At 71.1% G+C, this 14,976-nt stretch carries 12 protein-coding genes; 6 read left to right on the top strand and 6 right to left on the bottom strand.

Going from position 1 to position 14,976, the window contains the following annotated elements:
• The first annotated feature begins 139 nt into the window (after positions 1-139).
• Positions 140-1,408: an aspartate aminotransferase family protein gene (locus IE318_RS10930; protein ID WP_189899117.1), complete on the top strand. Its 1,269-nt coding sequence runs from the start codon at positions 140-142 to the stop codon at positions 1,406-1,408.
• A 40-nt stretch (positions 1,409-1,448) separates the two neighbouring features.
• Here the strand turns inward: IE318_RS10930 and IE318_RS10925 are convergent, their stop codons facing one another.
• The gene (locus tag IE318_RS10925) at positions 1,449-2,354 is read right to left on the bottom strand and encodes a LysR family transcriptional regulator (RefSeq protein WP_189899115.1); all 906 of its coding nucleotides are present in this window, start codon (positions 2,352-2,354) and stop codon (positions 1,449-1,451) included.
• A 239-nt stretch (positions 2,355-2,593) separates the two neighbouring features.
• On the opposite strand from IE318_RS10925, the gene IE318_RS10920 reads away from it, so the two are divergent.
• A complete protein-coding gene (locus IE318_RS10920) occupies positions 2,594-3,445 on the top strand; it encodes a maleate cis-trans isomerase family protein (protein WP_189899113.1) in 852 nt (283 codons plus the stop codon).
• A 45-nt stretch (positions 3,446-3,490) separates the two neighbouring features.
• Here the strand turns inward: IE318_RS10920 and yicI are convergent, their stop codons facing one another.
• Positions 3,491-5,761 carry an alpha-xylosidase gene (yicI, locus tag IE318_RS10915; protein WP_189899111.1) on the bottom strand — a complete coding sequence of 757 codons (2,271 nt, stop codon included), beginning with the start codon at positions 5,759-5,761 and terminating at the stop codon, positions 3,491-3,493.
• 280 nt (positions 5,762-6,041) lie between these two features.
• Here yicI and IE318_RS10910 point away from each other — a divergent pair, with 280 nt between their 5' ends.
• Genes IE318_RS10910 through IE318_RS10900 form a run of 3 tightly spaced genes read left to right on the top strand, consistent with a single transcriptional unit; the run spans position 6,042 to position 9,153 of the window.
• On the top strand, positions 6,042-7,355 hold the full coding sequence (locus tag IE318_RS10910) for an ABC transporter substrate-binding protein (protein ID WP_189899100.1): 1,314 nt from the start codon (positions 6,042-6,044) through the stop codon (positions 7,353-7,355).
• Positions 7,356-7,366: 11 nt separating this feature from the next.
• Positions 7,367-8,320, top strand: coding sequence for a carbohydrate ABC transporter permease (locus IE318_RS10905; protein WP_189899098.1), 954 nt, complete (start codon positions 7,367-7,369; stop codon positions 8,318-8,320).
• A 5-nt stretch (positions 8,321-8,325) separates the two neighbouring features.
• Positions 8,326-9,153, top strand: coding sequence for a carbohydrate ABC transporter permease (locus IE318_RS10900; protein ID WP_030181380.1), 828 nt, complete (start codon positions 8,326-8,328; stop codon positions 9,151-9,153).
• A 65-nt stretch (positions 9,154-9,218) separates the two neighbouring features.
• Here IE318_RS10900 and IE318_RS10895 read toward each other — a convergent pair whose 3' ends face one another.
• Entirely contained in the window at positions 9,219-10,460 is a 1,242-nt protein-coding gene (locus IE318_RS10895) for an ROK family transcriptional regulator (RefSeq protein WP_189899096.1), read from the bottom strand.
• Positions 10,461-10,636: 176 nt separating this feature from the next.
• Here IE318_RS10895 and sufC point away from each other — a divergent pair, with 176 nt between their 5' ends.
• Complete coding sequence (gene sufC, locus IE318_RS10890; protein ID WP_030181386.1) at positions 10,637-11,383, top strand: Fe-S cluster assembly ATPase SufC; 747 nt, start codon at positions 10,637-10,639, stop codon at positions 11,381-11,383.
• Positions 11,384-11,746: 363 nt separating this feature from the next.
• On the opposite strand, the gene IE318_RS10885 is transcribed toward sufC, so the two are convergent.
• Genes IE318_RS10885 through IE318_RS10875 form a run of 3 tightly spaced genes read right to left on the bottom strand, consistent with a single transcriptional unit; the run spans position 11,747 to position 14,966 of the window.
• Positions 11,747-12,679: a carbohydrate ABC transporter permease gene (locus IE318_RS10885; protein WP_373311134.1), complete on the bottom strand. Its 933-nt coding sequence runs from the start codon at positions 12,677-12,679 to the stop codon at positions 11,747-11,749.
• Positions 12,676-13,617 (bottom strand): carbohydrate ABC transporter permease, encoded by a 942-nt coding sequence (locus tag IE318_RS10880; RefSeq protein WP_189899093.1) that lies wholly within the window; start codon positions 13,615-13,617, stop codon positions 12,676-12,678. Before IE318_RS10880 ends, IE318_RS10885 begins: the two co-directional genes overlap by 4 nt.
• On the bottom strand, positions 13,614-14,966 hold the full coding sequence (locus IE318_RS10875) for an ABC transporter substrate-binding protein (protein WP_189899091.1): 1,353 nt from the start codon (positions 14,964-14,966) through the stop codon (positions 13,614-13,616). The genes IE318_RS10880 and IE318_RS10875 overlap by 4 nt, the downstream gene beginning before the upstream one ends.
• Between the last annotated feature and the right edge of the window lie 10 nt (positions 14,967-14,976).

The raw sequence follows: 14,976 nt of genomic DNA, 5'->3' as shown, positions 1-14,976 counted from the left end.
CTCTCGGCGCGTCGCTTCCTGCTCGCCGGTTCCGGCCGGCCGGGTCGGACGGGGTCGTGGACAACGGGCGCCACCCATGGTTGCATGACTGTAGGTTGTTGACAATCCTACGATCAACCTCGACTGCGAGGGAGTCGACATGAGCCAGCTCTCCCCCGTCCTGAAGCAGGCCACCCCCGTCCTGGCCGCCCGCGCCGAGGGCGTCCATGTGTACGACGAGGACGGCCGCGCCCACCTCGACTTCACCGCCGGCATCGGCGTCACCAGCACCGGCCACTGTCACCCCCGCGTGGTCGAGGCCGCCCAGCGCCAGGTGGCCACGCTGATCCACGGCCAGTACACGACCGTCCTGCACCGCCCGCTGCTCACCCTCACCGAGCGGCTCGGCGAGGTGCTGCCCGAGGGCCTGGACGCGCTCTTCTACGTCAACTCGGGCAGCGAGGCGGTCGAGGCCGCCATGCGGCTGGCCCGGCAGGCGACCGCCCGGCCCAACATCGTCGTCTTCCAGGGCTCCTTCCACGGCCGGACGATCGGCGCGGCGTCCCTGACCACGTCGGCGACCAAGTTCCGTTCCGGCTTCGGCCCGCTGATGCCGGGTGTGGCCATCGCCCCGTTCCCCTACGCCTTCCACTACGGCTGGGACGAGGCGACCGCCACCGCGTTCGCGCTGCGCGAGCTGGACCAGCTGCTCGCGACCGTCACCGCCCCGGCCGACACGGCGGCCTTCATCGTCGAACCCGTGCTCGGCGAGGGCGGATACGTACCGGCCGCCCCGGCGTTCCTGCGGGGCCTGCGGGAGCGGGCGGACCGGCACGGCATCCTGCTGATCGTCGACGAGGTGCAGACCGGGTTCGGCCGCACCGGTCGGTTCTGGGGCCACGACCACTTCGCCGTCCGCCCCGACATCGTGGTCACCGCCAAGGGACTGGCGAGCGGCTTTCCACTGTCCGCCATCGCCGCGCCCACCGCGCTCATGGAGAAGGCGTGGCCCGGCTCGCAGGGCGGTACCTACGGCGGCAACGCGGTCGCGTGCGCGGCGGCGATCGCCACCCTGGACGTCATCCGGGACGAGAAGCTGGTCGAGAACTCGGCCGAGCGGGGCGCGGAACTCGTCGCCGGCCTGCGCGAGGTCGCCTCCCGCCACCCGGCGGACGGCACCAGGGGGATCGGCGATGTGCGCGGGCTCGGGCTGATGGCCGGCACCGAGTTCGTCACGGCGGACGGCGAACCCGACGGCGAGACCGCCGCCCAGGTGCAGGCGGCCGCCGGGCGGCACGGGCTGCTGCTCCTCACCTGCGGCGCCCAGGGCCAGGTGGTCCGCATGATCCCGCCGCTCGTGGTCACCGCCGAACAGGTGCGCGAGGGCCTGGGGCTGTGGTCCGAGGCGGTGGCCGAGGTGCTCGGCTGAGTCGGACGGCGTGCGGTCCGCCGCGGCGGGGCAGACGGTGTCAGCCCTGGCGGGCCGCCCGGCGCAGGGCCAGGACCAGGGCGTTGACGGCCGGGTCGGCTCCGCTGCCCGCCCGGGTGGCGATGGAGACCGTGCGGGTCAGCGCGAAGTTCTCCACCGGCCGCAGCGTCACGTCCGCGGCCAGTTGCTCCACGAGCAGCGGTGGCACGAGCGAGACCCCGAGTCCGGACTGCACCAACGCGAGTACGACGGTGTAGTCGTCGCTGATGTAGTCGAGCCGCGGGGTGAAGCCCGCGGTCGCGCAGGCGCGCTCCAGCACCGTGCGCAGCGAGTGGTCCCGGCGCGGCGCGATCCAGTGCTCGTCCCGCAACGCCTCCAGGGTCAGCGGTCCCTCGGCTTCGGCGCGCGGGTGGCGGCTCGGCAGGGCCAGCAACAAGGGTTCCTGGAGCACGGCCTGGAGTTCGACGCCCGACTGCGGCAGCCGGGGCAGCAGGTTGTACTCGTACACCAGAGCGATGTCGATACGGCGCATGCGCAGGTCGACCAGGCTCTGCGCCGGCTCCTCCTCGCTCAGGGCTATGTTCAGGTCCGGGTGGTAGGCCCGGCAGGCGGCGATGGCCGGCGCGGCCACACCGCTCGCGGCGCTCGGAAAGGCCGCCAGCCGCACCGTGCCCTGCACCCGGTGGTCGAGCGCGGACACGTCCGCGCGGGCCCGCTCCAGCTGGGCCAGGATGATCTCGGTGTGCGCCACCAGCACCTTCGCCGCCTCCGTCAGCAGCAGCCGCCTGCCGTCCCGGACGAACAGCTGGGTGCGGGCCTCCCGTTCGAGCAACGCGAGCTGCTGCGAGACCGCCGACGGAGTGAGCGCACAGGCCTCGGCGGCGGCCGCGACCGTACCGTGCGCGGCCAGCTCCCTGAGCAACCTGAGCCGCCGTACTTCGAACATGTAGGAACACTAACGGCAGCCGCTGGAAAATCTTGCTGGTCCTGCGGTCGGGCCCGACCTCACACTGGCGCTCGTAGGCACCACGTCGCCGTCGGCGGGCGCCGGTGTCACGACGGCCGCGCGACGCCTCGACGCCGCCGAACGCGCAAGCGGCACGGCCGTGTTGCGGGAGGCGGCACGTGCGGTGTCACGTCGTTCCCTCCCGACCAGAACCCGACCAGCACCCACCAGGAGTTGCCTTGGACATCACCGTTCTCGGCGGTCCCGCTCCGCAGCGCGGTCTCGGGGTCGTCGCGCCGTTCGACTTCGCCCTGGACCGGGAGCTGTGGCGCTGGGTGCCGGACGACGTCTCGCTCCATCTGACGCGCACACCGTACGTTCCGGTCGAGGTGTCCCCGGACATGGCCAGGATCGTCAGCGAGCACCGGACCCTGCGGGACGCGGTGCTCACGCTGAGCGCCGTCGGACCCGAGGCGGTGGCCTACGCCTGCACGTCGGGCAGCTTCATCGACGGCATCGCCGGTGAGCGGTCCATGTGCGCGGCGATGCGCCAGGCGGTGCCGATCCCGGCGACTACCACCTCCGGCGCGCTGCTCGACGCACTGGCCGAGTTCGGCGCCCGCAGGGTCGCGGTCATCACCCCGTACACCAGGTCGCTCACCGACGCGCTGGAGGTCTATCTGGCCGAGGGCGGCGTGACCGTGACCGGGCGCGCCTACCTCGGACTGACCGGGGAGATCTGGCGCGTGCCGTACCAGGCCGTGCTGGACATGGCGCGCGGCGGCGTGGCCGACGGCGCCGACGCGCTGTTCATCAGCTGCACCAATCTGCCCACGTACGACGTGATCCCGCAGCTGGAGGCGGAGCTGCGGATCCCGGTGCTGTCCGCGAACCAGGTGACGGTCTGGGCCGCTCTGCACAGCATCGGCATTCCGGCCGTCGGCCCCTACCAGGCGCTGCTCGACCCGGCGGCCCGTTCGGGGCTGCCCGGCCCCGCCGGACCGGCCGTGGCGTCTCCGGGCCCGCTCGCCGGCGAGCCGTCGGAGCTCCTCCACCGCGAGGGCGAGGGCTCCGACACGCCCATGGTGTGACGGGCGACGAGCGTACGACGCCCGCCGCCCGGCCCGGCGCGGGGGTCAGTGCAGCGGCACGGTCACCGTGCCCGTCCCCTGCGCGCTCGCGCCGCCGGCGACCCGCACCGTGAACGGCCGGTCGGTGCCGTCCGCCGTGACGGTGAGCAGGTCGCCCTCGCGGCGGACGCGGAACACGGCCGCCGGTGCGCCGGTCGGGTCGGGCACGCCGGCCTCGGTGGTGTATTCGGCCGAGGCCGGGGGGTGGACGAGCAGGGTGGGGCCGTCCAGCCAGTCGCCGTCGGGCCGCCGTTCGTCGGCGGCCAGCGGCAGAACGGCGCCCTCACGGACGTACAGCGGAAGGCTGTCGTAGCCGTGCCGTTCGGTGCGCCACACGGGGCCGGTGACCCGTTCGCCGCTGAGGAGATGGGTCCAGGTGCCCTCGGGGAGGTAGACCTCCACCTCTCCGTCCTCGGTGAACACCGGGGCGACCAGGAGGTCGCGGCCCAGCATGTACTGGCGGTCCAGCGGGCGGCACGCCGGATCGTGCGGGAACTCCAGGACCATGGGCCGCATCACCGGTACGCCGGTGCGGTGGGCCTCGACGGCGGCACCGTACAGATAGGGCATGAGGCGGTGCTTGAGCAGGGTGAACCGGCGGGCGACGTCGACGGCCTCGTCACCGAACTCCCACGGCACCCGGTACGAGGTCGAGCCGTGCAGGCGGCTGTGAGAGGACAGCAGGCCGAAGGCCAGCCAGCGCTTGAAGACCGCCGGGTCGGGCGTGCCCTCGAAGCCCCCGATGTCGTGGCTCCAGAAGCCGAAGCCGCTCAGGGACAGGGACAGACCGCCCCTGAGCGACTCGGCCATGGCCTCGAAGGACGACCAGCAGTCGCCGCCCCAGTGCACGGGGTACTGCTGGCCTCCCGCCGTCGCGGAGCGGGCGAAGAGCACGGCCTCGCCCTGGCCGCGCTCCTTCTCCAGGAGTTCGAAGACCGTCTGGTTGTACAGGTGGGTGTAGTAGTTGTGCATCCGCTCCGGGTCGGAGCCGTCGTGCCAGACCACGTCGGTGGGGATGCGCTCGCCGAAGTCCGTCTTGAAGCAGTCCACGCCCTGGTCGAGCAGCGGTTTCAGCTTGGACTGGAACCAGGCCCGGGCGTCGGCGCTGGTGAAGTCGACCAGCCCCATGCCGGCCTGCCACAGGTCCCACTGCCACACGTCGCCGTTCGGCCGGCGCACCAGGTGCCCGAGCTCGGCGGCCTCCTCGAACAGCGGGGACTTCTGCGCGATGTACGGGTTGATCCAGGCGCTGACCTTCAGGCCCTTGGCCTTCAGCCGGGCGAGCATGCCCTCCGGGTCGGGGAAGACCTCGGGGTCCCACTCGAAGTCGCACCACTGGTACTCGCGCATCCAGAAGCAGTCGAAGTGGAAGACGGACAGCGGGATGCCGCGCTCGGCCATGCCGTCGACGAAGGACATGACCGTCCGCTCGTCGTAGTCGGTGGTGAAGGAGGTGGTCAGCCACAGGCCGAAGGACCAGGCGGGCGGCAGGGCCGGGCGGCCGGTCAGGGCGGTGTAGCGGGTGAGGACATCCTTGGGGGTGGGGCCGGCGACGACGTAGTACTCCATCGTCTGGTCCTCGACGCTGAACTGCACCTGGCCGACGGACTCGGAGCCGACCTCGAAGGAGACCGCGCCGGGGTGGTTGACGAAGACGCCGTAGCCGCGCGAGGACAGGTAGAAGGGGATGTTCTTGTACGCCTGCTCGCTGCTGGTGCCGCCGTCGGCCTGCCAGACGTCGACCACCTGGCCGTTCTTGACGAACGGGGTGAAGCGCTCGCCGAGTCCGTAGATCTGCTCGCCGACGCCGAGCGTGAGCTGGCCGAGGACGTGGTGGGCGCCGTCGTCGGTGGTGGCGAAGGCGGTGCCCTTGCGGCCCGCCCGGGTCAGCTCCCGCCCGTCGGCGTCGTGGAAGGTCAGGGTCCAGGGGGCGGCGCGGTCCAGGCGCAGGGTCAGCGGGCCGCTGACCAGCTCGGTGACGGTGCCCTCCTGGCGCACCTCGCCCGCGCCGCCGGGCTCGGCCGCGAGGGCGAAGTCCGGGCCCGGGTGCCGGCGGCCGGCGTGATGGGTGACGCGCACACCGATGACGCCCTCGGCGGGTGAGAAGCAGTCGACGGTGAGCAGCGGCGCGTTGAGCGTGTCCCCTCTGCGGGTCACCTTCTGTGCGGCGGCCCAGGTAGTGAAGCGCTTCGATTCGATGCGCAGATCGCGTACCTCGGTGGCGTACGCGAGCTGGACGCCGTCGCGGATGCGCCAGAACCCGTTGGTGAACTTCATGGTCTTCCTCGGGGGAGCGGGGCTGTTCGGCGGGGACTTCGGAGGCTGTCGCCCGGATTTTGATCGTACACAAAACAAATGGCGGACGGAGGCACACTGAACCGCGATCACCCGCTTGACCAGCAGATTCCTCCCGACGAACACAGAGTTCCGCTTCGGACCGTGCGCGAACCAACACGGGTTCGGGTCTAGCGCGGCGCGAGCGATTGCCGTATTAGTCATCCCAGCAAACAAAGGCACCGGCACGACCGCCGGGCGATACGACAGCAAGGGCCGCAGGATGTCGAAGCGCTTCAACGCCACCACCCGGTACCGGTTCACGTCGTGGACCGTCGGCCGGCAGGGACGGGATCCGGCCACCGCGTGCCGCGGCGGACGCTCCCACCGGGCGGTGGTACCGCTCGCCGTCGTCTCCGTGCTGGTCGCCGGGGCGGCCCTGAGCGGATGCGGCCGGCAGCCCGACAGCGACACCTACACCGTGCTGAACTCATCGACCGACGAGACCTACCACCGCTGGGACGCCGAGGCGATGGCCCGGTGCGGCAAGCAGCTCGGCGTCACGATCGAGCAGCAGAGCGTCCCGGCCGCGCAGGTGATGACCAAGTCGCTGCGCATGGCGTCCTCGAAGTCGCTGCCGGACATCGTGCAGTTCGACGCCTCCGAGATGCCGACGTTCGCCGAGGCCGGCGGGCTGATCGACCTCAGGACGCTGGGCCTGGGCACCGGTGACATCCCCCAGGGCATCGTGAACTTCGGCTCCTACAAGGGGACCTACTACGGCGCGGCCCGATCGGTGAACACGCTCGCGCTGTTCTACAACAAGGACATCCTCGCCAAGGCCGGCCTGAAGGTCCCCACCACCTGGGACGAGCTGCGCGAGAGTGCGCGCACGCTCACCCACGGCAAGCAGTACGGCCTGGCGCTCAGCGCGGGCGGCGCCGAGGACGGCGTCTTCCAGTTCACGCCGTTCATGTGGTCCAACGGCGGCGACGAGCGACAGCTCGACGGACCCCGGGTGGTCGAGGCCCTGGACTTCTGGAAGTCCCTGCTGAAGGACCACTCGCTGTCGAAGTCGACGGTCAGCTGGACCCAGGCGGACGTCAACGACCAGTTCATGGCGGGCAACGCGGCGATGATGATCAACGGCCCGTGGCAGGTCGAGACGCTCAACACCAAGAAGTCGCTGCACTGGGGCATCGCGCGGATCCCGGTGCCGAAGGCCGGGGACAAGTCCGTGGGCCCCCTCGGCGGTGCGGTACTGACCGTGCCCGACACCGGGGACAGGGCGCGGGAGAAGACGGCCGGGAGGATCGTCGCCTGCCTGTCCAGTGAGAAGGAGCAGCTGACCTACGCGCTCAACAGCTGGATGGTTCCGGCCAACGAGAAGGCCGCCGCACAGTGGCGCAAGCGGGTGCCCGAGCTGGACGCCCTCGCCGACCAGGTCGCTGCGGCCCGCTCCCGTACGGCCGAGGTCGGCGCCGGGTGGTCGAGCGTGTCGCTCGCCCTGCAGAGCGCCTTCCAGTCGGCCCTGACCGGCGAGTCCAGCACGTCCGCCCTGAAGCGCGCCCAGCAGCGGGCCACCAGCGGGAACTGAGGTACGCGTCCATGACCACGTCCACCGTCACCGTCACCGCGCCCTCCGCGGCGCGGCAGACCTCCGGCGCCTCGGATCCGCGACGGCTCCGGCTGCGGCGCCGCCTCGCGCAGTGGGGGTTCGTCGCCCCCGCGGTCGTCTTCATGCTGCTGTTCTTCGGCTATCCGCTCGTCCGCAACGTCGTGATGAGCTTCCAGCACTACACGCCGAAGACCTTCTTCACCGGCGAGGCCCCCTTCAACGGCGTCGACAACTGGTCGAAGGTCTTCCAGGACGCCCTGTTCGGCAAGGCGCTGTGGCACACGCTGGTGTTCACCGCCGGGTCGCTGCTCGGGCAGTTCTGCATCGGCCTGGCGCTCGCGGTGTTCTTCAGCCGGCGGTTCCCTCTCAACGGCGTGCTGCGGTCGTTGATCCTGCTTCCCTGGCTGGTGCCCATGGTGGTGTCCGGCATCGTGTGGCGGCGCATCCTCGACCAGGACACGGGCGTACTGAACTCGTTCCTGGACACGATCGGCCTGGGCGGCCACACCCCGTGGCTGACCAGCCCCGGCATGGCCCTGCTGTCGGTGATCCTGGTCAACATCTGGATCGGCATCCCGTTCAACATGGTCATCCTCTACGGCGGTCTCCAGGAGATCCCCAAGGAGCTCTACGAGGCGGCCTCCCTGGACGGCGCCTCGGCCTGGCGGTCCTTCCGGTCCGTCACGCTGCCGATGCTCAGGCCGGTGATCACGGTCGTCCTGGTGCTCGGCTTCATGTCGACGGTGAAGATCCTCGACCTGATCCTCGCCCTGACCGACGGCGGCCCGGCCGACGCCACCCAGACCCTGGGCACGCTCACCTACCAGAACTCGTTCGTGCAGCTGGACTTCGGGGCCGGCGCGGTCGTCGGCAACGTACTCATCCTGGTCTCCGCGGTGTTCGCGGTGTTCTACCTGCGGGCCAACCGCAGCGAGGGGAAGTGACGTCCATGGCCTCGCCCACGCCCACCACATCCAGGCGCCGCTGGGGTTCGACCATCGCCGGCGTGCTCATCCTGTGCGTGATGCTCTTCCCGCTGTACTGGATGCTCAACACCGCCCTCCAGCCGGACTCGGGTCTGCTCCAGGTCGACCCGGTGCCGGGCAGCCTGGACCTGTCCGGCTTCTCCAAGGCCTTCAGCGACCAGGGCAGCCACCTGCTGACCTCGCTGGCCGTCTCGCTCGGCGCGGTCGTCATCTGTCTGGCGATCTCGGCCCCGGCGGCGTACGGGCTGGCCCGGTTCGGGCTGCGCGGCTCGCGGACGATCGTGTTCGGCACGCTGATCACCCAGATGGTGCCGGGCATCGTCATCGCCAACGCGCTCTACAACACGTACGTCGACCTGGGCCTGGTCAACTCCTACTTCGGCCTGATGCTGGCGGACGCCTCGCTCGGCATCCCGTTCTCCATCGTGCTGATGCGGTCCTTCATGGTGTCGATCCCGGGCGAGGTGATCGAGGCGGCGCAGATGGACGGAGCCGGGCCGGTGCGGACGTTCGTCCGGGTGGTGCTGCCGATGAGCCGCAACTCGCTGATCACCTCGGGCCTGTTCGCGTTCCTGTTCTCCTGGAGCGACTTCATGTTCGCGCTCACCCTGAACACGACCGACGACGTCAAGCCGGTCACGCTCGGCATCTACCAGTACATCGGAGCGCACGTCGGCGACTGGGGCTCGGTGATGGCCGCTTCCGTGCTGTCCGCGGTGCCGGCGGCGATCCTGCTCGTGCTCGCGCAGAAGTACATCGCCGCGGGCATCACCGGCGGCTCCGTCAAGTGACCGGCCCACGTCTCTCCGGCAGAAGCTGATCACCACCCCATGCCGAGCGCGCGGGGGCCTGAGCGTCAGGCCCCCGCGCGCTCGGCGTGGGCCGGCGGATCGGCGAGGACCTCCCTGACGACGGCGCCCGCCGCGCCGCGGGCCGCGTCGCCCAGCGGGGAGGCGGCCCGCAGCCGGTTCCGGTCCTCGCTCCACAGGCCCGACACCACCCTGCGCGCGAGTTCGCCGTCGACGGCCGGGGCGAGCCACGGGGCCAGCTCCCGGTAGACGCCGCCGAGCATCACCGCGTCCGGGTCGAAGAGGTTCACCACGCCGGACAGCACCACGCCGAGGTGCCGCCCGGCCCGTTCCGTCGCGGCCAGCGCGGCGGAGTCCTTGCGCCCTGCCCGCCGCCGGAGCTCGGCGACGCCCGGCGCGCCCGCCTCCGTGTCGAGGCCCGCCGCCTTCAGCAGAGCGGCCTGACCGGCGTACTGCTCCAGACAGCCCCGGGCCCCGCACCGGCACTGCGGGCCCTCCGGGTCGACCACCATGTGCCCGATCTCGCCGGCGAAACCGTGTGCGCCGCGCAGCAGCTCGCCCTCGAGGACCAGGGCACCGCCGATGCCGATCTCACCGGACACGTACAGAAAGCTCCGCACTCCCTCGGTTCCGGCGCCGTACCAGAGCTCGGCGAGCGCGGCGGCGTTGGCCTCGTTGTCGGAGCTGACCGGCAGCGCCCGGTGCGCGGGCCGCAGCGCCGACAGCGCCCGGGCGAACGGTCCCTCGACGGCGACCCGCTTCCAGCCGAGGTTGGGGGCCTGGCGGACGGTGCCCCCGGTGACCAGGCCCGGCACCGCGACATGGGCTCCGACCGGCCGGAGTCCCTGCTCGGCGGCCGATCCGAGGGCCCGGGCGGCCAGCCGGGCCGCACGCGTCAGCACCTGGGACGGCGGCACCCCGCGGTTGTCGGCGTGCTCCACCAGCCGGACGCGATCGGTGCCGGCGAGATCGACGACGCAGACGGCGATGTAGTCGACGTTGATCTCGACGCCCAGCCCCGCCGGGCCCGTCCGGGCCACCTCGAGGACCGTGCCGGGGCGCCCCGCCTGCCCGCTGCTCGTTTTGCCGGACTCGGTGAGGAACCCGCACTCCAGCAGCTGCTCGACCAGGGACGACACCGCGGCCCGGGTCAGGCCGGCCCGGGTGGCGATCCGGGCCCTGGTCACCTCGCCCGCGTCGTGCACCGTCCGCAGGACCAGGCTGAGGTTGTGCCGTCTGACGGTGGCCTTGTCGGCCTTGGGGCCCAGCGGGATCACGTCGTTCTTCATCGTGGTCCCGAGCGTAGCCGCGCCCTGACCTGCCAGGACGCCCGCCCGCGCGCCGCGCCCCGGGCCCCGGTGCCGCACCGGCGCGGACCGGTGTGGGTGAGCACGGGGCGCGCCGGGCATCACCAGCGTGTGGCACGTGAGCCGCTCGTGCCGCGAGAAGGTGAGGTGAAGCGCTTATGGCCACCCTCGACATCCGCGACCTGCGCTGCGCGGTCCTCACCGACGCCGGACCGCGCGAGATCCTGCACGGCGTCGACCTGACCGTACGCCAGGGCGAGACCCACGCCATCATGGGCCCCAACGGCTCCGGCAAGACCACCCTCGCCTACGCCCTCGCCGGGCACCCCAAGTACCACGTCACCTCGGGCTCGGTCACGCTGGACGGCGAGGACGTGCTGGCGATGAAGGTCGACCAACGGGCCCGGGCCGGGATGTTCCTCGCCATGCAGTACCCCGTGGAGGTTCCCGGCGTCTCCATGTCCAACTTCCTTCGCTCGGCCGTCACCGCCGTCCGTGGTGAGGCACCCAGGCTGCGCATCTGGGTGAAGGAGGTCCGCGAGGCCATGGAGCGGTTGCAGATCGACCCGGCCTTCGCCGAGCGCAACGTGAACGAGGGCTTCTCCGGTGGTGAGAAGAAGCGCCACGAGATCCTCCAGCTCGAACTGCTCGAACCGAAGATCGCCATCCTCGACGAGACCGACTCCGGCCTGGACATCGACGCGCTGCGCGTCGTCTCCGCGGGCGTCAACCGGGTGCGGGCCACCGGAACGGTGGCCACCCTGCTGATCACCCACTACACACGCATCCTGCGCTACGTCCACCCGGACCACGTCCACGTCTTCGCCGACGGCCGCATCGCCGACTCCGGCGGGCCCGAACTCGCCGACCGGCTCGAGGAGGAGGGCTACGAGGCGTACACGTGAAGGACGGCCCCGGACGCGGTCGGAAGACGGTGCGAGCCGTCATGGGGCCGACCCTGAATACGCCCGAGCAGGCACGCACCGAAGCGGGCACGAGCACCGCCTTGCAGGAGGCCGGCGGCCAGGACCGCCGGTCGGCGGGACGGTCCCGGCCGCGACGAAGATTACGTCCGCCCGGAACGAAGGTCATGCCCTGCTCCGGACGAACGGGACGCACGTCGCTGATCCCGCGGCGCACGATCTCGCTGTCGTCGGCCACGAGGACATGGATCACCATCCGCACCACCGCCCTCTGTTCCGCGGCACACCTCTCACGGTGCCGGCGAAACGGGGACAGCACGACCGGCGTCCGGCACCGCGCGCGGCTCAGCCCTTGACGCTGCCCTGGGTGAGTCCGGAGCGCCAGTAGCGCTGGAGCACGAGCATCGCGGCGGCGAGCGGCAGGATCGAGACGAACGCCCCACCCACCGTGAGCTGGTACAGCTCGGGGTGCCGGTCGGCCGCCGACTGCCATGCGGTCAGTCCGAGGGTGATCGGGTACTTCGTGTCGTCGGAGAGCATCACCAGCGGCAGGAAGTAGTTGTTCCAGATGCCGACGAACTGGAAGAGGAAGACGGTCACCAGCGCGGGCGTCATCATGCGCAGGACGACGGTGGAGAAGATCCGCCCCTCCCCCGCGCCGTCCACGCGCGCCGCCTCCAGCACCTCGGCCGGAACCGCCGCCTCCGCGTAGATCCGGCACAGGTACACCCCGAACGGGCTGACCATGCTGGGGATCAGCACCGCCCACTGGGTGTTTGCCAGCCCCACCTTGCTGAACAGCAGGTACATCGGCAGCGCGAGCGCGGTGGTGGGCAGCAGGACGCCCGCGAGCACGGCCTTGAAGACGGCCTCACGTCCGCGGAAGCGGTAGACGGCCAGCGCGAACCCCGCCGCCCCGGCGAGCAGCGTCGCCAGCGCGCCGCCCACGCCCGCGTACAGGATGCTGTTGAGGGTCCACTTCCAGAAGATGCCGCTGTCGTAGGAGAAGACCTGCGAGAGGTTGTGCAGCCAGTGCGGGTCGGAGAACCACAGCCCGAAGCTGCCGAACAGCTTCGCCGTGCTCTTGGTGGAGGCCACCACGAGCCAGTACACGGGCAGCAGGAAGTACAGCGCCGCGATGGCGAGGAAAGCCACCAGCAGGATCCTGGAGGGCGTGAACCCCGCGCGCGAGGTGCGGGCACGGCTGCCGCCGACGGCTCCGGGGGTGGCGGCGGAGCCGGCCACGCTGTCGTCGATACCCGGTGCGGAGACGCTCACCGTTCGCTCCTTTCGCCGCGGCCCACCAGGCTGAGGAAGCCGAACGAGAGCACGCTCGCCACCAGGGCGAGGATCACCGACTCGGCCGCGGCGAGGTAGATGTTGTTGTTGGCGAACGCCTCGTTGTAGGCGCTCAGGTTCGGTGTGTACGAGGTGGTGATCGCCGAGGCGAGCGGCTTGAGCACCAGCGGCTCGGCGAACAGCTGCAAGGTGCCGATGATGGAGAACACGCCGGTGAGGACGAGTGCGGGGCGGGCCAGCGGGATCTTGACGCGCAGCGCCGTCTGCCAGGCGTTGGCCCCGTCGATGCGGGCGGCCTCGTACAACTCCTGCGGGATCGCCTTGAGCTGGGCGATGATCACCAGCATGTTGTAGCCGGTGAACTCCCAGATCACGATGTTGGCGATGGACCACAGGACGCTGTTGTAGCCGAGGAAGTCGGGGCTCAGGCCGGCCTTGCCCAGCAGGTCGACGATCGGGCTGACGCCGGGGACGTAGAGGAAGCCCCACAGGATCGAGGCGATGACGCCCGGCACCCCGTACGGCAGGAAGTACGCGGCGCGCAGGAAGGACGCCCAGCGGCTGGAGAGGGTGTCGAGCACCAGCGCCAGCACGGTGGCCAGCAGCAGCATCACGGGGATCTGGACGACGGCGAAGAGCAGCACCCGCCCGAAGCTGTCCAGGAAGTCCTGCTGCTTCAGGGCGAGGGTGTAGTTGCTCAGGCCGGCGAAGCCGATGTGTGCCGGGCCCAGGCCGAGCGGCCCGGAACGGACCGGCTTGAGCAGGCTCTCGTAGATCGCGTAGCCGATGGGCAGGACGAAGGTGAACAGGAAGAGGGCACAGAAGGGGAGGACGAATCCCCACGCGGCCCGGTCCGGCCGGGCCGACCGCTGTCTGCGGACCGTGCCCGCTGCCGTGTCGTCGGTCGTACTGCTCATCGCGCGCTCCTCGCCTTCAGGCCCTTGGCCAGCAGGTCCTGCACGGCCCGCTTCTGGGCGTCGGCCAGGGACGAGACGAGCCCGCCCTGTCCGGCGACGGCGGCGCCGATGTTGTTCTGGAGGTGGCCGAAGTCCGCGTCGGAGGTGGGCGACCACTTCCAGGAGGTGTCGACGGCCTTGTCGGACGCGGCGAAGACGTCGTTGTAGCGCTGGCCGCCGAAGAACGGGTCGGGTTTGTCGAGCGCGGAGCCGCGGAAGGCGTTCGCGGCGGCGGGCCAGCCGTACCCGGCGGCCACGTTCAGGTCGATGGCCTGCCGGTCGGTGTTGACCCAGTGGGCGAACCGCAGCGCCTCGCGCGGGTGGCGGCTGCCCTGGAGGATCGCGGTGGACGAGCCGCCCCAGTTCGCGGAGGTGTTGTCGCCGGCCTTCCACTGGGGCAGTGGGGCGACCCGCCACTTGCCCGAGGTGTTCGGGGCGTTGCCGCGCAGCAGGGCGTCACCCCACTGCGGTCCGACCCAGGCGACGATGCGTCCGGTCTGGAGCTGGGCGTACCAGGCGCTGGACATGTCCGGTTCGACGATGACGAGGTCGTCGTGGATCATCTTCTCCCAGTAGTCGGCGACTTCGCGGGAGAGATGGTCGTCCATGTCGATGATCCAGCTGTCGCCCTCGGTGCGGACCCACCGTGCGCCGTGCTGCCAGCACATCGCGGCGAACCAGGCCGGCTGAGTGGGTGCGAAGGCGCACATCCGGGCCCCGTCGCCGCGGGCCTTGACGACGCGGGCGGCCTGCTCGAACCCCGTCCAGGTGGTGGGCACGTCGATGCCCCACTTCGCGAAGAGGTCGGCGCGGTAGAACAGGCCCATCGGCCCGGAGGCCTGCGGGACGGTGTACACGCGGCCGCCGAAGACGCCCTGGTTCCACTGCCAGGGCACATAGCTGCCGCGCAGCGCGTCGGCGCCGTACGCGCTCAGGTCGGTCAGGCCGTTGACCAGCATGAAGGCGGGCAGTTCGTAGTACTCCACCTGTGCCAGGTCCGGCGCGTCCCCGGCGTTCAGCGCGGAGTACATCTTCTGGTAGCCGCCCTGGACGTTGGCCGGGATGATCTGCAGGTCGACCTGGATGTCGGGGTGGGTGCGGTTCCACAGGTCGACGGTCTTCTGCATCGGCACCCACGTCCAGAACACGAGCCTGACCTTGCGGCCCGGGCGTGCGGGCGCCTGCTTCGTGGTGCGGGCGGCGCCGACGGACTGGCCGCAGGCGGTCAGCGCCGACGCGGCCGCGAGCGACGCCGCCGCGCCGGTGCCCCACCGCAGGACGGACCTGCGGGTCGCTGTGGTGGTGTCCATGTGTGTCCCT

This window comes from Streptomyces spiralis (assembly GCF_014654675.1).
In the GTDB taxonomy this organism is placed as follows: domain Bacteria; phylum Actinomycetota; class Actinomycetes; order Streptomycetales; family Streptomycetaceae; genus Streptomyces; species Streptomyces spiralis.
This window is presented reverse-complemented; position numbering and strand designations above follow the sequence as displayed.